Here is a 23,632-nt window from a genome sequence, read left to right as displayed (position 1 = left end):
CGACCTGAGGCACCGGACCGGTCCTGTCGGACCCGTCCGGTAGACAGACGGCGTGCTGCACCTCCACCGCGCCGAGCGGACCTCCCGGCTCGCCGACTCCCTCGCGCAGGTGCTCGCCGTGCCCCTGGCGGACCCGTTCGCCGAGGAGGTCGTGGCGGTCCCCGCCAAGGGCGTCGAGCGCTGGCTGGCCCAGCGGCTGTCCACCGTGCTGGGGGCCGACGGTGCCCGCGACGGCATCTGCTCCGGCGTCCGTTTCCCCTCCGCGGCGCGGCTGGTCGACCAGACGCTGGCCGCGGCCACCGGCACCGACCCCCGGCAGGACCCGTGGGCCACCCCGGTGTGGCCGCTGCTCCAGGTGGTCGACGCGGCCCTGGACGAGCCGTGGCTGGCCGTGCTGGCCCGCCACCTCGGCCACGGCACCCCCGAGGGCGACCACCGCCGCGGGCGCCGGTGGGCCACCGCCGCCCACCTGGCCGACCTGTTCGGGAGCTACGCCGCCCACCGCCCCGGCATGCTCCGGGACTGGGCGGCCGGCCGGGACACCGACGGCCAGGCGCCACTTCCCGAGGACCTGCGCTGGCAGGCCGAGCTGTTCCGCCGCCTGCGCGGCGAGCTGGGCCCGGGCCCGGCCGAGCAGCTCGCCGACGCGTGCGCCGCTCTGCGCCGGGCCCCCGAGCTGGTCGACCTGCCCGACCGGGTCAGCCTGTTCGGCCCCACCCGGCTGTCGACCCGGTCGCTGGCCGTGCTGGACGCGCTCGCCGAGCACCGCGACGTGCACCTGTGGCTGCCGCACCCCAGCCCGGCGCTCTGGGCGGCGCTGACCGGCCGGACCGCCACCCACCGTCGTAGCGACGACACCGCGACGGTGCCGGTGCACCCGCTGCTGCGCAGCCTGGCCCGCGACGTCCGCGAGCTGCAGCTGCGGCTGCCCCCGCACACCGACACCCACCACCCCGCCGAGCCCGGCCCCGGCACGACGCTGCTGGCCCGCCTGCAGGAGGACCTGCGTGCCGACCGGCTGCCGGCCGCCGGGGCCACGCCGGTCGACGACTCGTTCCTGGTGCACGCCTGCCACGGCCCGGCCCGGCAGGTCGAGGTGCTGCGCGAGGTCCTGCTGCGGCTCTTCCAGGACGACCCGACGCTGGAACCCCGGGACGTCCTCGTGCTCTGCCCGGACGTCGAGGCGTTCGCCCCGCTGGTCTCGGCCACCTTCGGGCTGGGTCCCGGCCTGCCGCACCCGGGCAACGCGCTGCGGGTCCGGCTGGCCGACCGGAGCCTGCGGGCCACCAACCCGCTGCTGGACACCGTGGCCCTCCTGCTGGAGCTCGCGCACAGCCGGGTGACCGCCAGCCAGGTGCTCGACCTGGCCGCCACGGCCGGCGTCCGGCGGCTGTTCGGGTTCACCGACGAGGACCTGGAACGGGTCCGGGACTGGGTGTCGCGCTCCGGCGTCCGCTGGGGCCTGGACACCACCACCCGGGCCGGCTACGGCCTGGAGCGGGTGCCGCAGAACACCTGGCAGGCCGGCCTGGACCGGCTGCTGCTGGGCGTGACCACCTCGGAGGACCAGCCGGTCTGGCTGGACCGGGCGCTCCCGCTGGACGACGTCGACTCCAGCGACGTCGACCTGGCCGGACGGCTGGCCGAGCTCGTGGACCGGGTGGGGCAGGTGCTGGAGGCGCTCACCGGCGAGCACCCCGTGGCGCACTGGGTCGACACCCTGGTGGACGCCCTGGACCTGCTCACCGCCACCGACCCGGCCGAGGCGTGGCAGCTGGCGCAGGCCCGCCGCGAGCTGGCCGAGGCCGGCGCCGGGGGCAGTGGCCTGCTGCGCGCCGCGGACGTGCGGGCGATGCTGGCCGGCCGGCTGGCCGGGCGTCCCACCCGGGCCAACTTCCGCACCGGGAACCTCACCGTCTGCACGCTGGTCCCGATGCGCTCGGTGCCGCACCGGGTCGTGGTCCTGCTGGGCTTGGACGACGGGGTCTTCCCCCGGGCCGGCGGCATCGACGGCGACGACGTGCTCGCCCGGGCCCCGCGGGTGGGGGAGCGGGACGTCCGCAGCGAGGACCGCCAGCTCCTGCTCGACGCCGTGTGCTCAGCGCAGGAGAGGGTGCTGGTCTTCCACACCGGCGCGGACCCGGTCAGCGGCGCGCCCCGGCCGCCCGCGGTGCCGGTCGGCGAGCTGCTGGACGTGCTGGCCACGATGACCGGCGCCGGTCGGGCCGACCTCGTCGTCCGGCACCCGCTGCAGCCCTTCGACCCGCGACAGTTCGCGGGACCGGTGCCGGCGAGCTTCGACCCGGTCGGGCTGGCAGGGGCCCGCCGCTCGGTGCGGGAGCGCGAGCCCGCGCCCGCGCGGCGCCCGCTGGGTCCGCGACAGGGCCCCGTCGCCCTGGAGGACCTGGTCTCCTTCGTCGAGCACCCGGTGCGGGCCTACCTGCGGCAGCGGCTGGAGATCACCTTGCCCGGTGAGGACGACGAGGTCGACGACGCACTCGCCGTCTCGCTGGACGCCCTGCAGGAGTGGGCGGTGGGCGACCGGCTGCTCCGCTCGGGCCTGGCCGGGGTGCCGGCCGAGTCCGCCGAGCGCAGCGAGTGGCTGCGCGGGAGCCTGCCGCCGGGTGCGCTGGGCACCGCGGTGCTCAGCCGGGTGGGCAGCCGGGTCGCGCCGCTGGTGGGGGTGGCTGCGCCGCTGCTCACCACACCGGCCCGGACCGTCGACGTCCGGCTGGACGTGGGCAGCCGGGAGCTCAGTGGGACCGTCAACGGGGTCCGCGGCGACGCCGTCGTGTCGGTGACGTACTCCAGCCTGGCCCCCAAGCACCGGGCGCGGGCCTGGGTGCAGGCCCTGGCACTCGCGGCCACCGAGGGCACCGGGCGCGCGGTGACCGTGGGTCGCTGGGGTGCCCGGGCGCGGACCTCGACGCTCACCGCCCCGGCCGACCCCACCGGGGTGCTGGCCGACCTGCTCGACCTGTACGACCGGGGCACCTGCGAGCCGCTGCCGGTGAGCCCCAAGGTGTCCGAGGCCTACGCGGCACGCCGGGCCGGTGGCGAGGACCGCGACGGTGCGCGGGAGTCGGCCGAGCGCGAGTGGACCGGGAGCAGGTTCCCCGGCGAGGCGGCCGACCGGCACCACGTGCACGTCTGGGGCGACGCCGCACCGTTCACGGCGTGGACCGACCCCGCCCCGCTCGACGACGAGCGGTGGCCCGACGAGGACACCCGGTTCGGCGTGCTGGCCCGCCGGTTCTGGACCCCCCTGCTGGACGCCGAGGTGATCGCGTGAGCGCCGACCTGCTGGCGGAGGTGGGCGCCTTCGACGTGTGCGGCCCGCTGCCCACCGGCACCACGGTGCTGGAGGCCAGCGCGGGGACCGGCAAGACCTTCACCATCGCGGCACTCGCGACCCGGTTCGTCGCCGAGGGCCTGGCCGAGCTGTCCGAGGTCATGCTGGTGACCTTCGGCAACGCGGCCTCCCGGGAGCTGCGCGACCGGGTGCGTGAGCGGATGGTCAGCTCCGAGGCGGGGCTGCGCGACCCCGCCGGCGCCACCGCCTCCGACGACGAGGTGCTGGCCCTGCTGGCCCGGGGGACCGCCGCGGAGGTGACCGCCCGCCGGGACCGGCTGGTCCGCGCGCTGGCCGGTTTCGACGCGGCCACCATCGCCACCACGCACTCCTTCTGCTCGCAGATGCTGGCCGGGCTGGGCACGGCCGCCGACGCCGATCTGACCGCGACCTTCACCGAGGAGGTCGACGACCTGGTGCAGGAGGTCGTCGACGACCTGTACCTGCGCAGCTTCGCCGTTGCCGGTCAGACCGGGCCGCCCTTCCTCACCCACGCCGAGCTCCTGGAGCTCGGCCGCCGGGCGGTGGGCAGCGACCGGCAGGCCCGGCTGGAGCCGGTCGCCGACACCGGCACCCCGGGCCGTCGTCGCCGCGCGGCCCAGGCGGTCCGGGACGAGGTGGAGCGCCGCAAGCGCCGGCTCGGCCTCGTCGACCACGACGACTGGCTGACCCTGCTGCGCGACGCGCTGGCCGACCCGCAGCACGGCCCGATGGCCTGCCGGCGGGTGCGGGACCGCTACCGGGTCGTCATGGTCGACGAGTTCCAGGACACCGACCCGGTGCAGTGGGAGGTCCTCCGCCGTGCCTTCCACGGGCACACCACCCTGGTGCTGATCGGTGACCCCAAGCAGGCGGTCTACGGCTTCCGCGGCGGCGATGTCACCACCTACCTGGCGGCCTCCCGGGTCGCCGACGGGCACGCGACGCTGGGCACGAACTGGCGCAGCGACCAGCGGCTGGTCGGCGCGCTGGACCAGGTGCTCGGCGGGGTCGCGCTCGGCGACGAGCGGATCGTGGTGCGCCCGGTGGACTCGGCACACCCGGCGGACCGGCTCAGCGGCGCGGGCGCCCCGCTGCGGCTGCGCCGGCTGGAGCGCCGGGGCCACGGGCCGACCTTCCGGGGGCTGCCCCGGCTGGACCGGCTGCGGAGCGCCGTGGCCGCCGACGTCGCGGCCGACGCGGTGGAGCTGCTGTCGGGCCCGGCCCGGTACGACGGCCGGCCGGTCGCCCCCGGCGACCTCGCGGTGCTGGTCCGGACCAACAAGCAGGGCCACCTGGTCCGCGAGGCGCTGGGCGCCGTCGGCGTGCCGGCGGTGATGGCCGGGGGCGGCAGCGTGTTCGGCACCGCCGGGGCGCGCTCCTGGCTGGTGCTGCTGGAGGCGCTGGAGCAGCCGCACCGGTCCGGTCGGGTGCGGGCGGCAGCGCTGTCGGTCTTCCTGGGCCACGACGAGGCCTCCCTCGACGAGGGCGGCGACGCGCTCACCGACGAGCTGGGCCCGCGGCTGCGCCGCTGGGCCGACCTGCTGACCGAGCGGGGGGTCGCGGCCCTCGCCGAGGTGGTCACCGCCGACCAGGGGCTGCCCGCCCGGGTGCTGCGGCGTCCCGACGGCGAGCGCGTCCTCACCGACCTGCGGCACGTCGCCCAGGTGCTGCACGCCGCCGCGCTGCGCGAGTCGCTGGGGCTCACCGCCCTCGTGGAGTGGTTGCGCCGGCGGATCGCCCGGGCCGACGTCGAGGGCACCGAGGAACGCAGCCGCCGGCTGGAGTCCGACGCGGCCGCGGTGCAGGTGATGACCGTGCACGTCAGCAAGGGCCTGGAGTTCCCGGTCGTCTACGTGCCCTTCGGCTGGGACCGCTGGGTGCCCCGCGACCCCGACGTGCTGCGGCTGCACGACGACGCCGGCGCCCGGGTGCTGCACGTCGGCGGTCCCGCCGCCGCCGACTACCCGGCCGCCCGCACCCGGCACGAGGCCGAGGAGTCCGGGGAGGACCTCCGCCTGCTGTACGTGGCGCTCACCCGTGCGGCGACCCAGGTCGTGGCGCACTGGGCGCCGGGCTCGGGCACCGCGGCCGCGCCGCTGCACCGGCTCCTGCTCGGCGACACCGCCCCCGGCACCGTGCCACCCGCGAGCGTCCCGGTGCCCGCCGACGACGTGGTGGAGAGCCGGCTCGCCGCGGTGGCGGCCGGCTCGGGCGGGCGCATCGACGTGACCGCGGTGGGGCGCGCCGCACCCACCCGGTGGACACCGGCGGGACGGCCGACGCCCGAGCTGTCGGTCAGCAGCTTCACCCGGACGCTGGACGAGGACTGGCGCCGGACGTCCTACAGCTCCCTCACCCGCGCCGCCCACGACCTGGTCGCGGCCAGCGAGCCGGAGGTCCCCGGAACCGACGACGAACCCGACGACACCGTGGAGCTCCCGCCGGCGCCGGCCCCCGACGGCCTGCCCTCGCCGCTGTCCGACCTGCCCGGTGGCGCCGCATTCGGCACCCTGGTGCACGCGGTGCTGGAGGAACCCGAGCACGCCGACCTGGAGGAGCGCTGCGCCGAGGCGGTGGCCCGCTTCCTGGTGCCGGGGGTGGCGGCCGGGCCGCTGGCCCAGGCGCTGCGCCCGGTGCTGGACACCCCGCTGGACGCCGACGGGACCACGCTGGCCGGGCTGCCCGCCCGGGACCGACTGGCCGAGCTGGACTTCGAGCTCCCGCTGGCCGGTGGGGACGACGCCGTCGTGCACGCCACCCTGGCCGACGTCGTCACCCTGCTGCGCCGTTTCGACCTGGGCCCGGTGCAGGGCTACGCCGACCTGCTCGCCGCGTTGGAGCCGCAGTCGTTGCGTGGCTTCCTCACCGGCAGCATCGACGCGGTGCTCCGGCTGCCCGGTCCCGACGGCCCGCGCTACGCGGTCGTGGACTACAAGACCAACCGGCTGGGCCCCGAACCGCTGACCACCGGGCACTACCGGGAGTCGGCGATGGCAACGGAGATGCAGCACGCGCACTACGTGCTGCAGTCGCTGCTGTACTCGGCCGCCCTGCACCGCTTCCTGCGGTGGCGGCAGCCCGGCTACGACCCGGCGCGACACCTCGGGCCGGTGCTGTACCTCTTCGTCCGCGGCATGGCCGGCCCCGACGCCGAACGGGGTGCCGGCGTGTTCACCTGGCAGCCGCCCACCGAGCTGGTCACCGGGCTCTCGGACCTGCTGGCAGGCCGGGCGTGATCCCGGTCCGGGCGGAGGGCCGGCTCCGGGCGTTCGCCGAGGCGGGGGTCCTGGTCGCCGCCGACGTGCACGTGGCCCTCCGGCTGGCCCGGCTGGGCGGGGAGTCCGACGAGACGGTGCTGCTGGCCGCCGCGCTGGCCGTGCGCGGCGTGCGCACCGGGTCGGTCTGCGTCGACCTCACCACGGTCGCCGAGACCGTCGTGCCCGACGAGGACGCCGCCGACCCCGACGTGCCGGTCGTCCTGGACTGGCCCACCGACTGGTCGGCCCTGCAGGCCAGCCCGGTCGTCGCGGTCGGCGCCGGGGCACCGTGGGCGCCGCTGCGCCTGGTGGACGGCCTGCTGTACCTGGACCGGTACTGGCAGCAGGAGCAGCTGGTCCGCCGGGAGCTGGACGCCCGCGCGGCCCAGGACCCGCCCCCGGTGGACCTGACGCCGCTCGCGGCGTTGTTCACCGAACCCGGCTCCGACCGCCAGCGGCTGGCTGCCGCGGTGGCCGCCGGTCGCTGGGTCAGCGTCATCACCGGCGGTCCGGGCACCGGGAAGACGCACACCGTGGCCCGGTTGCTCAAGCTGCTGCAGGACCAGCCCGGCCCTCGTCCACGGATCGCGTTGGCCGCCCCCACCGGCAAGGCCGCGGCCCGGCTGCAGGAGTCGGTGCAGGCCCAGGCGCAGGAGGTCGGCCTGCCGCTGGACCTCACCGCCTCCACGCTGCACCGCCTGCTGGGCTGGCGGCCCGACAGCCGCAGCCGGTTCCGGCACGACGCCGGGAACCGGCTGCCCTTCGACGTGGTGGTCGTCGACGAGTCCTCGATGGTCCCGCTGACCCTGATGGCCCGGCTGCTGGAGGCGGTGCGGCCCAGCGCGCGGCTGGTGCTGGTCGGCGACCCCGACCAGCTCACCCCCGTCGAGGCCGGCGCCGTGCTCAGCGACCTGGTGCACCGCCCGGCCCCGGCGTCCGGCCGCCCGTCCTCGTTGCCCGAGGGCGACCTGGCCGGCCTGGACGCCCAGGAGCTCGACCAGCTGGCCAACGGCGTGGTGCGGCTGCGCGACTCGCACCGCTTCGGCGCCGGCATCGGCTCGCTGGCCGAGGCCGTCCGCGCCGGGGACGCCGACCGGGTGCTGGAGCTGCTCGCCGCCGGGGACGGCGTGCTCTCCCTGGAGGCCGACACCACCGGTCTGGCAGCCGAGGCGCAGCGCACCGGTGCCGAGCTGCTGGCCACCGCGGCCGCCGGGGACGCCACCGGGAGCCTGGACCTGCTGGGCCGGCACCGGCTGCTGTGCGCCCACCGGGAGGGCCCGTTCGGGGTGGCTGCCTGGAACGAGCAGGTCAGCCGCTGGACCCGGCCGGTCACCGCGGGGGAGTGGTACCCGGGTCAGCCGCTGCTGGTCACCGCCAACGACTACGACAACCACCTCTTCAACGGCGACACCGGTGTCGTGGTGGTGTCCGACGGCGAGCTGCGGGCGGCCTTCGCCCGCCCGGGCGGCATCCGCGGCCCCGAGCTGGTGCCGCTGTCCCGGCTGTCGTCGGTGGCCACCGCGCACGCGCTGACCGTGCACCGCAGCCAGGGCAGCCAGTACGCCGCGGTGACCGTCCTGCTGCCCCCGGCGTCCTCCCCGCTGCTGACCCGGGAGCTGCTGTACACCGCGGTGACCCGGGCGAGCAGCCGCGTGCGGGTCGTGGGCAGCGAGGAGTCGGTGCGCACCGCGGTGGGCCGGCAGGTCGTCCGGGCCAGCGGCCTGCGGCGACCCCAGCCGGGGGGCCGGTCGGATCCCACGGGGTAGCCCGACGCCTGTGCGCACCATCACCCGACCGATCTGGTCGGTCGACCGACCAGATCGGTCGGTGACGTCGTACGGTGGTCGGCGTGACCAGCACCTCGCGCACTCGCGTCGACGAGGACATCGTCGACCGGGCCGCCGGGCTCTTCGCCCGGCACGGCTTCGAGCACACCTCGGTGCAAGCCGTCGCGGACGCCGTGGGGCTGTCCAAGGCGGGTCTGCTGCACCACTTCCCGTCCAAGGACGCCCTGCGCACCGCGGTGCGGGACCGCGCCGACACCCTCGGCGCCGAGGCGGTCGCCCGTGTCGGCCACCTCGCGGCGGGCCCCGAGCGCGACCACCGCGCCATCGAGACCCTCGTCGACGTCGCCGCCGCGCACCCCGGCCTGGTGTCGTTCCTGCTGGCCCCCATCAGCGACGGCGACGAAGACCTGCAGGGCGTCGACTGCGCCGGCCCCGAGGACCGGCCGGGGGTCATCTCGCACGCGATGGCCGCCTTCGGCCTCTCCGCGGCACCCGACCCGACCGAGGACGACGCCGCCTTCGAGCGCCGGGTGCGCGTCGCCGGTGCCCTGGTGTCCCTCGGCGTCCTCTCCCTGAGCCTGGCCGCCTCGGACCGTCCCGGCGCCTTCCGCGCGCACGTCATCGAGACCAGCTACGACGCCCTGGGGCACCGCCGCCCCACACCGCCCGCACCCGTTGCTCCTGCACGCCCCGACCAGGTGGAGGCCTGATCCCCATGGCACGACTGTTGTCCCGACTCGGTGTGGCCGCGGCCAGACGCCGGCTCGTCGTCGTCCTCGTCTGGCTGGTCGCCCTCATCGGCGGTGGCATCGGCGCCGTCACGTTGGCCGGCGAGACCTCCAGCACCTTCTCCATCCCCGGGCAGGAGTCGACCACCGCCCTGGAGCGGATCGAGGCCGAGTTCGGCGCCGGCGGCGGGGCGACGGCCCAGGTCGTCGTCCAGGCTCCCGACGGCGGCTCGCTGGCCGACCCGGCGACGGCGGCCGAGGTGACCACGCTGGTGACCGAGCTCAACGGCCTGCCCGGCGTCGCCGGCGCGACGGACCCGCTGGACCCGGCGAACCCGACCATCGACCCCACCCTGACCACCGGCTACAGCACGGTCAGCTACGACGCCCCCGCCGGTGAGGTCACCGTCGAGCAGCAGGACGCGCTGCTCGCCGCACTGGACACCGCCCGGGAGTCCGGGCTGACCGTCGAGGTCACCGGCCAGGCCATCCAGCCCCCGGTGCACATCGGCGGCATCGCCGAGGTGCTCGGCGTCGTCATCGCCCTCGGCGTGCTGGCGCTGACCTACGGCGCGCTGGCCGTGGCCGGGATGAACCTGCTGACCGCGGTCGTGGGCGTCGGCATCGGCGTGCTGGGCGTGACCATCGTCAGCGGCTTCACCGACCTGTCCTCCACCACCCCGACGCTGGCCGCGATGCTGGGCCTGGCGGTGGGCATCGACTACGCGCTGTTCATCATCACCCGGTACCGGCAGGAGCTGCGGGCCGGCCGTTCGGTGCACGACGCGATCGGGCTGGCCGTCGGGACCGCGGGGTCGGCCGTCGTGGTCGCCGGCATCACCGTGGTCATCGCGCTGGCCGGGCTCTTCGTCGCCGGGATCCCCTTCCTGACCCAGATGGGTCTCGCGGCCGCCGCGACCGTCGTCATCGCGGTGCTGGTCGCCCTCACGCTGGTGCCCGCGGTGCTGTCCTACCTGGGCTTCCGGGCGCTGCCGAAGAAGCAGCGGCCCGCTGCCGGTGAGTCCGTCCTGGTGCCCACCGACGCCGACGCCGCCCTGCCCTCGGAGGGCCGCGGCTTCCTGCGCGGCTGGATCGGCCTGGTCACCAGGCGCCGCGCGCTGTCGCTGCTGGCCGCGGTCGTGGCGCTCGGCGTCATCTCCATCCCGTTCTTCTCCATGCAGACGACCCTCGTGCAGACCCCGCCCGAGGGCTCGACCCAGGAGAAGGCCGACGTGATGCTGGCCGGTGCCTTCGGCGAGGGGTTCGCCGGCCCGCTGACGGTCCTCTTCGAGGGCGACGGCGCCGCGCAGAGCGCCGCCGGGGTCACCGAGGCCATCACCGGCCTGGACGACGTCGTCACCGTCACCCCGCCGATCCCGAACGCCGACGGCACCGCCGCGCTGCTGACGGTGATCCCGGAGTCCGGGCCGACCGACCCGGCCACCGAGACCCTCGTCGAGGACCTGCGGGCGCTGCTGGCGAGCACCGACGGCGTGGATGCCAGCGTCACCGGGACCACCGCGGTCAGCGTCGACGTCGCCGCCACCCTCGACGACGCGTTGCCGGTCTACCTGGCCCTGGTCGTCGGCCTCGCCCTGGTGCTGCTGGTCCTGGTGTTCCGCTCCCTGCTGGTGCCGCTGGTCGGTGTGCTGGGCTTCCTGCTCACCGTCGGTGCCTCGCTGGGCGCCACGGTCGCGGTGTTCCAGTGGGGCTGGCTGTCCGACCTGGTCAACCTGGAGTCGACCGGCCCGTTGATCAGCCTGACCCCGATCCTGGTCATCGGGATCCTCTTCGGGCTCGCGATGGACTACCAGGTGTTCCTGGTGTCCCGGATGCACGAGGCGCACAGCCACGGTGCTGCCCCGCTGACCGCGATCCGCACCGGCTTCCGGCAGGCGGCCCCGGTCGTCGTGGCGGCCGCGGCGATCATGTTCTCGGTCTTCGCCGGGTTCGTGCCCGCCGGTGACGCGACCATCAAGTCGATCGCCTTCGCGCTGGCCATCGGCATCGCCTTCGACGCGTTCGTCGTCCGGATGGTGCTGGTGCCCGCGGCACTGGCCCTGATGGGGGAGCGGGCCTGGTGGCTGCCGCGCTGGCTGCAGTGGCTGCCGGCCCTGGACGTCGAGGGCACCGCCCTGGAGCGGGAGGCCCCGGCGGCACCCGCTGCTCGCCAGACCGAGGCGGCCGGCGCCCGCTGACCCGCCCCGCACCGACGACGGCCGTCCCGCTCACCCGAGCGGGGCGGCCGTCGCCGTCAGCGGGTCAGGTGCCGCAGTAGGTGACGTACGTGCCGGCCGGGCCGGGGGTGGCGTACCGTTCCAGCCCGGGGCGCTCGTCGAAGGGCGCGGTGACGGCGTCCAGCAGCCGGGTCAGCGGTCCCAGGTCACCGGCCGTGCCGGCGGCGAGAGCCTCCTCGACCAGGTGGTTGCGGGGCACGTAGACCGGGTTGACCCGGTCCATCGCCTCGCCGTCGGGGCCCAGGGCACGCCAGCGGTCCAGCCAGGCGTCCAGCCCGGCCAGGTCCAGCACCAGCTCGCGGACCGGCTCGGCGTCCCCGCGGGCGGCCCGGCCCAGGGCCCGGAAGAAGGACGTGTGGTCGGGCCGGGTGGCCTGCAGAAGTGCCTGCAGGTCGCGCAGCAGCTCGTCGTCCGGGTCGCCGGTGAGGCCGACCTTGGCCCACAGCCCGGTGCTGAACGCCGCCTCGTAGGCGGGCACGAACCCCTCCAGCGCGGTCACGGCGACCGGCACCGCCTGCTCGACGTCGTCGTGCAGCAGCGGCAGCAGCGCCTCGGCGAGCCGGGCCAGGTCCCACTGGGCGATGCCCGGCTGGTTGCCGTAGGCGTAGCGCCGGCCGGTGTCGATGGAGCTGAACGAGGTGGCCAGGTCGTGGGCCTCCATGAAGGCGCACGGCCCGTAGTCGATGGTCTCCCCGGAGATCGTCACGTTGTCGGTGTTCATGACCCCGTGCACGAAGCCGACGAGCATCCACTGCGCGACGAGCCGGGCCTGCGCCGCGACGACGTGCTCGTACAGCGCCAGGTACGGGTTCTCCGCGTCGCGGGCCTCCGGTGCGTGCCGGGAGACGGCGTGGTCGGCCAGCCGCCGCAGCAGGTCGACGTCGTCGGTGGCCCGGGCGAACTGGAAGCTGCCCACCCGCAGGTGGCTGGCGGCGACCCGGGTCAGCACGGCCCCCGGCAGGTGGGACTCGCGGACGACGTCGCGACCGGTGGCGGTGACGGCCAGGGCGCGGGTGGTCGGGATGCCCAGGGCGTGCATCGCCTCGCTGACCACGAACTCGCGCAGCATCGGCCCGACGGCGGCCAGGCCGTCGCCGCCGCGGGCGAACGGGGTGCGCCCGGAGCCCTTGAGGTGCAGGTCGACGAGCCGCCCGTCGGGGGTGGTCAGCTCACCCAGCAGCAGCGCCCGGCCGTCGCCCAGCCGCGGGTTGAACCCGCCGAACTGGTGCCCGGCGTAGGCCTGCGCCACCGGTGTGGCGCCCTCGGGGACCCGGGTCCCGGTGAGCAGGCCCAGGTCCCCCCGCAGCTGTTCGGGGTCCAGGCCCAGCTCGGTGGCCAGGGAGTCGTTGAGGACCAGCAGCCGTGGGTCGGGCGCCTCCTCGGCCTGCCAGGGCAGTGCCAGCTCCGGCAGCTCGCGGGCGAACCGGTTCCCGAGGACGACGGCGGAGGGCGGTGCGGTGGTCACCCCTCGACGGTACGACCGGCTCGCGCTGCCGACACCTGCTGACCGCGACCGTCCGGGCGCGCTGAGTACCGCTACGGACGTCCCGGACGACGGCCACCCGTAACTTCCTCCCGTGGCAGCCACCCGACCCGACCCCTCCGACCGCCCGGCCGTCGGCATCGTGGCCGCGGCGGAGGCCCTGCCCGAGGCCGTGGTCAGCACCGCGGAGCTGCAGCAGCAGATCGCCGACGCCTCCGGTCTCGCGCTCCGCCCGGGCACCCTGCAGACGGCGACGGGCATCCGCTCCCGCCGCATCGCCCGGGACGACGAGTACGCCTCCACCCTCGCCGTCCGGGCCGGTCGCGCCGCGCTGGCCCAGGCGGGCCCCGGTGACGTCGACCTGCTGCTGTTCGCCTCCGCCACCCGGGACGTCGTGGAGCCGGCGACGGCGCACATCGTGCAGGCCGGGTTGGGCACCCGCGCGCACTGCCTGGACGTCACCAACGCCTGCACCAGCTTCGTCAACGGCATCGACCTGGCCGCCGCGATGATCTCCGCCGGCCGGGCCCGCCGCGCCCTGGTGGTCACCGGGGAGACCCCGACCCGGTCGATGCGCCGGCAGGTGTCCGGGCCGGCCCAGCTGCGTGAGTCGGTCGCCGGCTTCACCTTCGGTGACGGCGGTGCGGCCGTCGTGCTGGAGCCGGTCGCGCGCGGCGGCATCCTGCACGTGGACGCCGAGGCGCACAGCGAGCACTGGGAGGTCGGCGGCATCCCCGGCGGTGGTTCCCGGCACCCGCGCGGCGACGAGCACACCTGGTTCACCGGATCCGGCACCCAGCTGCGGCAGGTCTTCGAGGCCGTCGGCCCGGCGATCCTGCAGCGCACGCTCGCAGCCACCGGCCTGGGTTGGGACGACGTCGCCCGGGTGCTGGTGCACCAGGTCACCGGGCCCTACCTGCAGCGCTTCCTGGAGGTGAGCGGGGTGCCGGCGGACAAGCTGGAGCCGATCGTCGGTGAGCTGGGCAACCTGGCCAGCGCCGGCCTCGGTGTCCAGCTGGCCCGGGTCTTCCCGCAGCTGGCGCCGGGGGAGAAGGTGCTGCTGGTGGGCCTGGGCGGCGGGATCAGCCTGACCACGATGGTGTGGGAGAAGTCGTGACCGCCTGGGTCGTCGTCCCCGCGCACGACGAGGCGCTCCGGCTGCCGGGCACCCTCGCGGCCCTGGCCGCCCAGACGCGCCGGGACTTCACCCTGCTGGTCGTGGACAACGCCTCCACCGACGGCACCGCCGACATCGCCCGCGGGTTCGCGGCCACCGCCCCCTTCCCGGTGGTGGTGCTCACCGAGCCGGAGAAGGGCGTGGGCAGCGCGGTGGACACCGGCTTCCGGCACGCGATCGCCGCGGGCGCCGACCGCATCGCCCGCACCGACGCCGACTGCCTGCCCCGGCCCGGCTGGTTCGCCGCCGCGATGGCCGCGCTGGACGAGGGCGCCGAGATGGTGTGCGGCCGGGTGGTGGCCCGCCGGGACGAGCACGGTCCGCTGGGTCGGGCCGTGTTCTCCGGGCTCGTCGCCGTCGCCGCGGTTTTCGGCCGCTGGCGGCCGGCGCACCGGCACCCGCGCTACCGGGTGCCCTACCGGATGCACGCCGGCAACGACATGGCGATCACCGCCGACCTGTACCTGCGCTGCGGGGGCATGCCGCGGCGGCCCTCGCCGACCGACCGGGCGTTCCTCAACGCCGTCCGGGAGCACAGCGCGGCCGTCGTGCACCGGCGGGACGCCGTGGTGGAGAACTCGACCCGGCGGCTGCGGGCCTACGGCGTGCTCGGCACGGCGGCCTGGTACCTGGACCGCGGCTCGGCAGGCAGGCCGGTGGACCCCCGGTGACGCTGCTCGTCGACGGTCTGCTCGACGCCCTGCGCGACCGGCCCGGCGCCCCGGCACTGCTGGGCCGGCGACCGACCACCCGGGGCGAGCTGGCCGACCTCGCCGACGGGTACGCGGCCGCACTGCACCACCGCGGGCTGGGCGAGGGCGACACCCTGGCCCTCGCCGTCCGGCCCGGCGGCCGGGCGCTGGCCCTGGTGCTCGCGGCCCTGCGGCTGCGGGTCCGGGTGGCGGTCGTCGACCCCGGCGCAGGCCCGGACGTCGTCACCGCGCGACTGGCCCTGGCCCGTCCCGCACTGGTCGTCGCCGACCCGGTGGTGCAGGCCGCAGCCGGGTGGGCGGCGCCGGTGGCCCGTCGGCTCGGGCTGTCGCTGCCCCGGCTGGAGCTGCTCGCCCCGGTGGCCACGGTGGGGCGGCGGCTGCCCGGCACCGCGCCGGCGCTTGAGCCCCGGAGCGGGCCCGCACCGGACCGCCGGGGCGACGACGCCGACGCGGTCGTCGTCTTCACCTCGGGGACGACGGCGGCACCCCGGGCCGTCGTGCACACCGTCGCGAGCATGTCCGCCGGGATGGCCGCGGTCGCCGACCTGGTCGGCCCCCGCCCCGGGGAGCCGGTGCTGGGCGGCACCTTCTTCGTCCTCGTGCCCGCCCTGCACGCCGGTGCCCCGGTGCTGGCCCCGGCCCGGCGACCGCCCGCGCTGGCCCGCCAGCTCGCCCGGCTGGCACCGGCGGCCACCTACCTGACCCCGCCCCAGCTGCGCGGCGCGCTCGCTGCGGGTGCGGGCTTCACCGGCCGGGTGTTCGCCGGCTCCGCCCCGGTGTCCGAGGGTCTGCTCGGTCGGGTCCGGGACGCCGGGGCGGACCAGGCGTGGGGGGTCTACGCGCTCACCGAGGCGTTCCCCGTCGCCGCCGTCGAGTGGACGGCGAAGCACGCCCACACCGGGGACGGCGACCTGGTCGGCGAGCTGCTGCCCGGCGTCCGCGCCCGGGTCGACGGGACCGGGCAGCTGCTGGTCGCCGGCGCCACCACCGCCGACCGCTACCTGGGCGGCGAGCCGCTCGAGGAGGTCGCCACCGGCGACCGCGCCCGACTCGAGGGCCGCACCGTGGTGCTGGCCGGCCGGGCCAAGGACATGCTGCTGCGGGGGGCCGAGAACGTGTACCCCGGCCTGTACGAGCCCGCCCTGCACGTGCCCGGTGTGGACCTCGCGGTCCTGGTCGGGGTGCCCGGGGAGGACGGCGACGAGCGGGTGGTCGCCGTCGTGCAGCCGACGCCGGGCAGCACCGAGGTGCAGGTGCGTCGCGCGCTGGCCACCCCGCTGTCTCGGATGGGCACCGCCCGCCCCGACGCCGTGCTCGTCGGTCCGGTCCCGGTGGCCGGCCGCTCCCGCAAACCCGACCGCGCGGCGACCGCCCGCTGGGCCGCCGAGCGGTTGGCGCGCCGGTGACCGGGCACGCCCGGGCCCGGCGCCGGGACCGGCGGGTCTACCTGGCCGGGCACCCGGTGCTGCTGGCCCTGCTCGCCGCCACCCGGAGGCGGCCGGTGCTGCGACTGGGCCCCGTCGTCCTGGTGCACGACGAGCAGGCCTGCCGGCAGGTGCTGACCGGGTTGCCGCTGGACCGGCTGGGCGCGGGCACGACCGGCGCGGCGGTGGCCGCGGCCGGCGGCGGTGGCCTGTTCGACCAGACCGGCGAGCAGCACCGCACCGCCCGCCGGGACCTCGGTGTCCGGCTCGCGTCCCGGGAGCTGCGCGCGGTCTGGCAGGCGCCGATCGACCGGACCGCCGCGACCCTGGCCGGCGGCGGGCGGGTGGACCTCGTCGCGCTGGCCGCCGAGGTGGGTGGCAGCACCGCGGCCGCCGTCCTGGACCTCGACGTCGACCCGCTGGTCCTGGCCGCGGCCGCCCGGGCGACCGCCGACGCCACCGCGGCGGCCCACCTGCCCGGCCGCCGCGCCCGGCCGGTGCCGACCACGCTGACCGACCTGGTGGGCACCGCGGCGGCGGCGACCACCGCCGTCGCCACCGTGAGCACGGCCGTCGCCGCCTTCCCGCGGGCGGTGGCCTGGACCGCCGACGCAGGCCTCTGGGACGCCGCCGCCGATCCCGTCCGGCGCACCGTCCTGGTCGCCGAGCTGCTGCGGGTCACCGCGGCCAGCCCACTGCTGCCCCGCGTCGCCGCGGCCGAGGGCGAGGTCGCCGGCTGCCCCGTGCGTCGCGGTGACCGTATGCTGCTGGTGACCCGGCACGCTGCGGCCGCCCACGTCCGCAACCCCTCGGTTGCCGACCCCGCGGCACCGGCCCAGCAGCAGCTGGTCTTCGGTGCCGGCGGGCACGCCTGCCCCGGCGCCGGGGTCGCCCGGGCCCAGCTGGGCGACCTGCTGGCCGCGCTCGCGCCGTCCCGCCCGCGGGTGGTGTCCGCCCGCGCCGACCGTCGGTCCGCCCTGCCGTCCTGGGCGTCCCTGGTCGTCGAGGCCACCCGGTGACCACCATCGGCGTCACCGGCGCGAGCGGGTTCTGCGGGGCAGTGGTGGCCCGGGCCGCCGAGGCCGCCAGTCACCGGGTGGTCTGCCTGGGGCGCCGTCCGGGCCCGGTGGGGGAGCACCGCCGCTGGGACGCCCGCACCGGCCCGCCCGACCTGGCCGGCGTCGACGTCCTGGTGCACCTGGCCGCCGCGGTCGGCGATGCGCACCGGGGCCGCGACGCGGCCGAGTTCGAGGCCGTCAACGTCACCGCGACCGCCGGGGTGCTGACGGCGGCCGCGGGCCGGCCGGTCGTGTGGGTCAGCTCGGCCAGCGTCTACGACCCGCGGTGCTCGCGGGCCGACGTCGGCGAGGACGCACCCACCACGAGCGGGCACCTCAACGCCTACGGCCGCACCAAGTCCGCCGGTGACCGGCTCGCGCTGGACGCCGGAGCCGTCGTCCTGCGGCCGCACGCCGTCTACGGCCCGGGGGACCGGCACCTGCTGCCGCGGCTGCTGCGGGCGGTCCGGCGCGGGGTCCTCACGCTCCCCGGGGACGACGTCCCCACCAGCCTGACCGCCGTCGAGACCCTCGCCGACGCCTGCCTCGCCGCCCCCGGGTGGGCGCCCGGTGCCTACAACGTCGCCGACCCTCAGCCCTACCCGCGGGACGCCACGGTCGCCGCCGTGCTGGGCGCCGTGCTCGGCCGCCCGGTCCGGGTGCGGCACGTGCCGGTGCGGCTGGCCCGGGCCGCCGCCGACCTGCTGCGGCTGGCCCCGGGGGAGCCGGTGCTGACGCGGTACGCGGTCGACCAGCTCGCGGCGGAGATCACCCTGGACCTCACCCGGACCCGGGCGACCGGCTGGACCCCCACCCGCACGGTGTCCGACTGGCTCGCCGCCAGCTCACGGCCACCGCACAGCTGACCCCCGGGCCACGTCCAGACGAGCGCGTGACAGTGGGCTCCCACCGATCGGAGGACCCACCGTGACCACCCTGCTCGCCACCGTCCTGCTGTTGTTCCAGCTGGTGCTCGTCGCCCGCGTCGTCGTCGACTGGGTGGGGGTGCTCGCCCCGGCCGGGGCCGCCCGGATCGGTGGCGTCCGCCGGTTCACCCACGGCCTCACCGAGCCGGTGATCGCCCCGGTCCGCCGGGCGCTCCCGCCGCTGCGCATCGGCGGGGTGGGGCTCGACCTGGCGTTCACCGTCGTCTTCCTGGCCGTCGTCGTGCTCCGTGCCGTGCTGCTCTCGGTCTGAGCGGCCTCAGAGCTGGTTGGCTCGGTACGGGTCGTGCTCGGCCAGCAGCCGCTCCAGCCGGGCCTCGTCCAGCCGGCTCAGCACGCTGGAACCCTCCTGGGCGTCCCGGATGACCTTGGCCAGCGTGAACGAGGAGGTGATGACGAACAGCCCGGTCATCGCCAGGAACGAGCGCTGCCAGGCGTCCAGCGGCAGGTACAGGATGCCGACCAGCAGGCCCACGGCGCTGACGCCGAAGGCCAGGGCGGCCTGGGCGAAGAACGCGGCGGTGTTCTTGTTCTTCATCGGGTTGGTGTTCGCGCTCATGGGGGTCTCCGTCCACCGGGGGCGCCGGGTGCGCCCGTCGGGGACGACGGTGCCCGGGACCGCGCGGCCGGTGCAGCGGGTGACTACTCAGCTCACCCGGTGAACAGCACGACCTCCTCCGGCGTGACCGTGAACGGGTTGGCCCACTCCGACGTCGCGCCGGTGATCGGGGCGGCGTCGGTGACCACGGTGAACGGCGCGCCGGGGTAGACCGCGAGCACCCGGGTGGACGTCGTCAGCTCCCGGGTGAGCTCGATCAGCTCGCCGCGGCGCAACCGGGAGGTGGTGTGCCTCCCGGCCAGTTCCTCGCCGACCGCGGCCACCCACCGGGCGCCGTCGACGGTGAAGACGACGGACTGCACCCGGGCGCCGGGCGGCGCGGGCTCGCAGCCGGCGAACTCGGCGAGGGCCTCGTAGAGCCGCTCGGCCTGGTCGGCGTCCTCGGCGCGGGGGAGGAAGAAGGCGGTCACCGGCGCAGTGTGGCCCAGGGGTCCGACGGTCTCAGTGCTCCCGCTGTCGCTCGATCTGCTCCAGCACCGTCTTCCGGTCGCGGCCCAGCTCGGACTCGGCCCGCTCGGCGCGGTCGAGCTGGTCGGCACCGAGCATCCGGCGCACCCTGCGGCGGGCCTCGTCGGCGTCGACGTCGAGCAGTTCGGCGGCCGCGCGGGCCTGCTGTGCGGCCTCGGTGTTCGACACGTGCTGGGTGGACCCTCGGTGCTTGCGGCGGTCGGTGGCCGCCTGCTCCGCGTCGCTGAGCAGTTCCCAGGCGGCGTCGGGGAGGTAGCGGGCGGTGCCGTCCTCGTCCCGGGCCTCCGCGTCGCCGTCCGCGGTGTGCCAGTCCTGGTCGGTCCACTGCTGCAGGTGCTGCTGTTCCGGGGTGCGTTCGCCCTCGTGCCGGTAGCCGCCGCCCTGCGCCTCGTACTCGTGGGTCAGCAGCTGGCTCTTGCGCGCGCTCCACTGCCCGCTCCGGCCGCCCTTCTCACCGGTCTTGATCTCGTCCTTGAGCCGGGCGCGCAGTTCGGGCTCGGTGTAGTCGTCCTCGTAGTCCTTCGCCGACTTGCCGCTCATGCCGGTCGCCCTACCCGCTGGCCCGGGCCCTCACGCGAGGTCGGCGAGCAGTTGCAGCTGGGTGTCCCAGACCGGCCCGGAGGGCTCGATCAGCGTGAAGTGGTCGCCCTCGACCTCGGTGAGGGTGGCGTCGGCACCGGCGCCGGTGGCGGCGGCCACGTAGGCCTGCGACTGGCTCAGCGGGACGTTGCCGTCGGAGCGGCCGTGCACGCACCGGACCGGGACGGCGAGGGGCACCTGCTGCAACGGGTCGACCGCTGCGTCGGGCTCGCCGCCGACGAAGGCCCGCACGGCTCCGCCGCCCAGCCCGGTGTCGAACGCCGTCCGCAGGTCCAGGACGCCGGCCTGGGAGACGACGCCGGTGAGCGGCACGACGGCGTCCGGGCGGCCCGCGGCCCAGACGGCGAGGTGGCCACCGGCCGAGTGGCCCAGGGCCAGCACGGTGGCCAGGTCCAGGTCGGTGTCGGCCAGGGCGTCGATGCCCGCGGCGACGTCGTCCAGGGTGGCCGGGACGCCGCCGCCGTCCCCGACGCGGCGGTACTCCAGGTTCCAGGCGGCCCAGCCCTGCCCGGCCAGCGCCTCGGCGAGCGGGGCGCTCAGGGTGGCGTCGTACTGGGCGCGCCAGAAACCGCCGTGCACCACGACCACCACGCCGCGCGGGGTCCCGGTGGGCCGGTAGAGGTCGGCGTACTGGCTGGGGTCATCGCCGTACCGGGTGCGGCCGTCGGCCGGGCGCGCGGGCCGCGAGCCGCAGCCCACCAGCGCGGCCAACCCGCCCCAGAAGCCGAGTCCCAGCACCGAGCGCCGACGCAGGGACGGCGTCACCGGGTGGGCAGCACGGGGAGCTCGAGCCGGGAGGGGTGCTCGGCGTCGTGCAGCACCACGACCCGGTTCCGGAGACCCCGGCCAGAGACGGCGAACGGCTCCTCGGTGCCGCTGTTGCGGGCGAACCGGGGGAAGGCGCCGCCGGAGACCTGCACGCGGAGCCGGTGGCCCCGGCGGAACCGGTAGGCGGTGGGGAACAGCTCGACGTCGACGGCGAGGACGCCGTCCTCCCCGCGGGTGACGTCGTCGGCGGGGACGGTGGCCGGGTGCAGCCGGCGGATGCCGTCGACCACGTTGCGGGAGACGCCGTCGGGGTCGACGTCGCAGAGCCGGACGAAGACGTCGGTGTGCTCGAGCTCGGGACGCAGGTACAACCGCGCGCCGACGTGGCCGACCACGTCGAGGTCCTCGGTCAGGGCGGGGCCGGTGAAGACCAGCACGTCGGGGCGCGCCTCGACGGCGGCGTTGTCGGCCTGCTTGCCCGGGCCCTGCAGCAGCGGCCCGCCGACGGTCGGCGTGGGGTCGGCCGGGTCGAAGACGAACGTGCTGGTGGCCCCTCCGGCGGGCGTCGCGGGGGTGAGGGAGCCGTCGGCGTGGAGGTGGTGGTGCTCGGTCCGGGTGCCCGGCGGCGGCCAGCTCGCGGCCTCCAGCCAGGTGTCGGCCTGCTGCAGGTACAGCCGGACCGGGGCTCCCCGGGGGGCCCGGCGGCCCTGCAGGTGGTGGCCCAGCCAGGCGACGTCGGTGCGGACGAGCTCGCGGATCTCGCCGGGCTCGCCGTGGATCCACGGGCCGACGGTGAGCCGGACCGGGACGCCGGCCTCCTGCAGCCGGGTGACGTCGCGCAGCTGCTGGGCGACGAAGAGGTCCCACCAGCCGGTGACGGCGTTGGCCGGCGGGAAGGAGGACAGGTCGGCGGTGTGGTGGTCGGCGGTCTGCCAGAAGTCGTCGTCCGGGCCGGCGTGGCCGGTGAAGTCCCGCCAGAACGGCACCGGGGCGCCGCCGGCGACGGTGTCGGCGGCCTGCAACGGCCAGCGTCGCAGGGCGCGCTCGACCCGGGCCTTCCCCCAGGGCGTGGGCAGCGGCAGGCCGCCGGACTCCTGCGCCCCGATCTGCACCGCCCACCGCAACGCGTTCTCGGCCCCCGGGGCGCCGTGGTCGTAGAAGGCGCTGGTGATCCGGGCGGCGGTGATGTGCGGGGAGACCGCGACCAGCGGCGGGTCGGCGTAGGGCGCGACCGCCCACTGGGTGTGGCCGAAGTAGCTGCCCCCGGTCATCGCCACCCGCCCGTCGCACCAGGGCTGCGCACGGACCCAGGCCAGCGTCGCCAGCCCGTCCTCGTGCTCGGTGGTGAAGGGCCGGAACTGCCCGCCGGAGCCGTACGTGCCCCGGGTGGACTGCACGAAGACCTGGAGGCCGCGGCGGGCGTAGGGCGCGGCGAAGGCGTGCGCGAAGAGCCCGGCCCGGCCGTAGGGCAGCCGGATGAGCACCACCGGCCACGGGCCGCGGCCGGCCGGCCGGTAGTGGTCCCCGAGCAGGGTCACCCCGTCGGGCATGGGCACGGCGACGTCGCGGTCGACGCTGTACGCACGGGCGCGCAGTGGCAGCCCCAGGGCCGCGTCCACGAGCAGTCCACCCAGCCTGGCCAGCACCGTCACGTCGTCGTCCTCCCCGTGGGCCGGCGGGTGCCGACCGTCCGAGGCACATCGTCGTCGTGCCGACGACCGGACGCGAGCCCCGGGCCTCAGGCCAGGTGCGGGTACAGCGCGGTGAGGTCGGCGGACAGGCCGGCGCGCACCTGCCTGCTCGTGTCGTCGACGAGCACCTCGTACTCGCCGGCGGCGACGGCGTCCAGCAGGGCGACGGCGACCTCGGCCGGGTCGGCCTTGGGGCCCTCGGCGCCGGCGGCCATGTCGGTGTCCATGTAGCCCACGTGCAGTGCGGTGACCGTGACGCCCTGGGGTGCCAGCTGCTGGCGGATCGCCGACGTCATCGACCAGGCGGCGGACTTCGCCGCCGCGTAGGCGCCGACCGGCGGGAAGGTCACCCAGCTCAGCGCGGACAGCACGTTGGCCACCGAGCCGCCGTGCGCGACCAGGGAGGGCAGGAAGGCGCGGGTGACGGCGAGGGACCCGACGTAGTGCGTCTCCAGCTCGGTGCGGACGTCGTCCAGGGACCCGGTGAGCAGGTCGGCGCCGGCGGCGGACCCGGCGTTGTTGACCAGCAGGTCGACCCCGGGTGCGGCCTCCACGGCGGCGGCGATGGACGCGGCGTCGGTGACGTCGAGCTGGACCGGGACGACGCCGGGCAGGTCGACCGAGCGCGGGTCGCGGGCGCCGGCGTAGACGGTGGCACCCCGGCGGACGAGCTCGGCGGCGAGGTGCCGGCCGAGGCCGCGGTTGGCGCCGGTCACCAGGGCGGTGGCGGTGGACAGGTCACGGGTGGTGGGCACGGGCGCTCCTCGGACAGCTGGCGGAACTGCGGTTGAGTCAGGTGTACACCATCTGACTGAACGGCCAGCAAGTCAGGCGTAGGGTGGTCCCGTGTCCGACCTCGCCGCAGAGCGTGCCGACTGGTCCACCGACGGCTGCTCCATCGCCGCGACCCTGGACCTGGTGGGCGCCCGTTCGACGATGCTCCTGATGCGCGAGGCCAGCCTGGGGACGACGCGCTTCAGCGACTTCGCCGTCCGGGCCCAGCTCAGCGAGCCGATGACCGCCCGCCGGCTCAAGGACCTGGTGGCCAGCGGGCTGCTGGAGCGGCACACCTACCGGGAGCCGGGCAGCCGTGGGCGCGACGAGTACCGGTTGACCGCGAAGGGCCGCGACCTCGTCCCGGCCCTGATGGCCCTGCGGCAGTGGGGGGACCGCTACGCGAGCCCCGAGGCGGGTCCGACGCTGGCCGTCGACCACGCGGACTGTGGTGCGCCGGTGCAGGTCGAGCTGCGGTGCACCGAGGGGCACCGGGTCGGTCCGGGCGAGGTCGAGGTCTCACCGGGGCCCGGCCTGGTCCGCACCGCGAGCTGACTCACGGCGGGTTGA

The 23,632-nt window shown here is 76.5% G+C and carries 19 protein-coding genes; 12 read left to right on the top strand and 7 right to left on the bottom strand.

Annotated features, from left to right (window positions below):
* Positions 1-52: 52 nt before the first annotated feature.
* The 5 genes from recC to ASG41_RS18915 all read left to right on the top strand — a co-directional run bounded on the left by recC (position 53) and on the right by ASG41_RS18915 (position 11,304).
* Positions 53-3,292, top strand: coding sequence for an exodeoxyribonuclease V subunit gamma (recC, locus tag ASG41_RS18935; RefSeq protein ID WP_056298834.1), 3,240 nt, complete (start codon positions 53-55; stop codon positions 3,290-3,292).
* Positions 3,289-6,570, top strand: coding sequence for a UvrD-helicase domain-containing protein (locus ASG41_RS18930; protein WP_235564915.1), 3,282 nt, complete (start codon positions 3,289-3,291; stop codon positions 6,568-6,570). Before recC ends, ASG41_RS18930 begins: the two co-directional genes overlap by 4 nt.
* Positions 6,567-8,357, top strand: coding sequence for an exodeoxyribonuclease V subunit alpha (recD, locus tag ASG41_RS18925; protein WP_056298832.1), 1,791 nt, complete (start codon positions 6,567-6,569; stop codon positions 8,355-8,357). Before ASG41_RS18930 ends, recD begins: the two co-directional genes overlap by 4 nt.
* Positions 8,358-8,440: 83 nt before the next feature.
* The gene (locus tag ASG41_RS18920) at positions 8,441-9,088 is read left to right on the top strand and encodes a TetR/AcrR family transcriptional regulator (protein ID WP_056299138.1); all 648 of its coding nucleotides are present in this window, start codon (positions 8,441-8,443) and stop codon (positions 9,086-9,088) included.
* Between the two features lie 5 nt (positions 9,089-9,093).
* Complete coding sequence (locus ASG41_RS18915) at positions 9,094-11,304, top strand: MMPL family transporter (protein WP_056298829.1); 2,211 nt, start codon at positions 9,094-9,096, stop codon at positions 11,302-11,304.
* 64 nt (positions 11,305-11,368) lie between these two features.
* Here ASG41_RS18915 and ASG41_RS18910 read toward each other — a convergent pair whose 3' ends face one another.
* A complete protein-coding gene (locus ASG41_RS18910) occupies positions 11,369-12,808 on the bottom strand; it encodes a YdiU family protein (RefSeq protein ID WP_056298827.1) in 1,440 nt (479 codons plus the stop codon).
* Positions 12,809-12,920: 112 nt separating this feature from the next.
* Here ASG41_RS18910 and ASG41_RS18905 point away from each other — a divergent pair, with 112 nt between their 5' ends.
* The 6 genes from ASG41_RS18905 (at position 12,921) to ASG41_RS18880 (ending at position 18,395) form a co-directional block, all read left to right on the top strand.
* Complete coding sequence (locus ASG41_RS18905; RefSeq protein WP_082557114.1) at positions 12,921-13,943, top strand: 3-oxoacyl-ACP synthase III family protein; 1,023 nt, start codon at positions 12,921-12,923, stop codon at positions 13,941-13,943.
* Positions 13,940-14,674, top strand: coding sequence for a glycosyltransferase family A protein (locus ASG41_RS18900; RefSeq protein WP_082557113.1), 735 nt, complete (start codon positions 13,940-13,942; stop codon positions 14,672-14,674). The genes ASG41_RS18905 and ASG41_RS18900 overlap by 4 nt, the downstream gene beginning before the upstream one ends.
* A complete protein-coding gene (locus ASG41_RS18895; protein ID WP_200939108.1) occupies positions 14,671-16,122 on the top strand; it encodes an AMP-binding protein in 1,452 nt (483 codons plus the stop codon). Before ASG41_RS18900 ends, ASG41_RS18895 begins: the two co-directional genes overlap by 4 nt.
* Positions 16,119-17,159, top strand: a complete 1,041-nt coding sequence (locus ASG41_RS18890) for a hypothetical protein (RefSeq protein WP_056298819.1) — start codon at positions 16,119-16,121, stop codon at positions 17,157-17,159. Before ASG41_RS18895 ends, ASG41_RS18890 begins: the two co-directional genes overlap by 4 nt.
* Positions 17,156-18,064 carry an NAD(P)-dependent oxidoreductase gene (locus tag ASG41_RS18885; RefSeq protein WP_056298816.1) on the top strand — a complete coding sequence of 303 codons (909 nt, stop codon included), beginning with the start codon at positions 17,156-17,158 and terminating at the stop codon, positions 18,062-18,064. The genes ASG41_RS18890 and ASG41_RS18885 overlap by 4 nt, the downstream gene beginning before the upstream one ends.
* A gap of 61 nt (positions 18,065-18,125) precedes the next feature.
* A complete protein-coding gene (locus ASG41_RS18880) occupies positions 18,126-18,395 on the top strand; it encodes a YggT family protein (RefSeq protein ID WP_056298813.1) in 270 nt (89 codons plus the stop codon).
* A 6-nt stretch (positions 18,396-18,401) separates the two neighbouring features.
* On the opposite strand, the gene ASG41_RS18875 is transcribed toward ASG41_RS18880, so the two are convergent.
* From ASG41_RS18875 to ASG41_RS18850, 6 genes are all read right to left on the bottom strand, one after another.
* Complete coding sequence (locus tag ASG41_RS18875; protein ID WP_056298810.1) at positions 18,402-18,701, bottom strand: YiaA/YiaB family inner membrane protein; 300 nt, start codon at positions 18,699-18,701, stop codon at positions 18,402-18,404.
* A gap of 92 nt (positions 18,702-18,793) precedes the next feature.
* Entirely contained in the window at positions 18,794-19,171 is a 378-nt protein-coding gene (locus ASG41_RS18870) for a hypothetical protein (protein ID WP_056298807.1), read from the bottom strand.
* 31 nt (positions 19,172-19,202) lie between these two features.
* The gene (locus tag ASG41_RS18865) at positions 19,203-19,769 is read right to left on the bottom strand and encodes a hypothetical protein (RefSeq protein ID WP_056298802.1); all 567 of its coding nucleotides are present in this window, start codon (positions 19,767-19,769) and stop codon (positions 19,203-19,205) included.
* Between the two features lie 30 nt (positions 19,770-19,799).
* Positions 19,800-20,594: a S9 family peptidase gene (locus ASG41_RS18860; protein WP_200939104.1), complete on the bottom strand. Its 795-nt coding sequence runs from the start codon at positions 20,592-20,594 to the stop codon at positions 19,800-19,802.
* Positions 20,591-22,249, bottom strand: coding sequence for a CocE/NonD family hydrolase (locus ASG41_RS18855; protein WP_200939103.1), 1,659 nt, complete (start codon positions 22,247-22,249; stop codon positions 20,591-20,593). Before ASG41_RS18855 ends, ASG41_RS18860 begins: the two co-directional genes overlap by 4 nt.
* Positions 22,250-22,335: 86 nt before the next feature.
* Positions 22,336-23,043, bottom strand: coding sequence for an SDR family oxidoreductase (locus ASG41_RS18850; RefSeq protein ID WP_056298797.1), 708 nt, complete (start codon positions 23,041-23,043; stop codon positions 22,336-22,338).
* Positions 23,044-23,134: 91 nt separating this feature from the next.
* Between ASG41_RS18850 and ASG41_RS18845 the strand changes: the two genes are divergently transcribed.
* On the top strand, positions 23,135-23,617 hold the full coding sequence (locus ASG41_RS18845) for a helix-turn-helix domain-containing protein (RefSeq protein WP_056298794.1): 483 nt from the start codon (positions 23,135-23,137) through the stop codon (positions 23,615-23,617).
* Positions 23,618-23,632 lie beyond the last annotated feature (15 nt).

This window comes from Modestobacter sp. Leaf380 (assembly GCF_001424485.1).
In the GTDB taxonomy this organism is placed as follows: domain Bacteria; phylum Actinomycetota; class Actinomycetes; order Mycobacteriales; family Geodermatophilaceae; genus Klenkia.
Note: the sequence above shows the minus strand (reverse complement) of the source record. Positions and strands in the feature narration are given on the sequence as shown.

Coding starts and splice junctions, on each gene's coding strand:
- ASG41_RS18915 (WP_056298829.1), top strand. CDS start 9,094: ATGGCACGACTGTTGTCCCGACTCGGTGTGGCCGCGGCCAGACGCCGG.
- ASG41_RS18875 (WP_056298810.1), bottom strand. CDS start 18,701: ATGAGCGCGAACACCAACCCGATGAAGAACAAGAACACCGCCGCGTTC.
- ASG41_RS18865 (WP_056298802.1), bottom strand. CDS start 19,769: ATGAGCGGCAAGTCGGCGAAGGACTACGAGGACGACTACACCGAGCCC.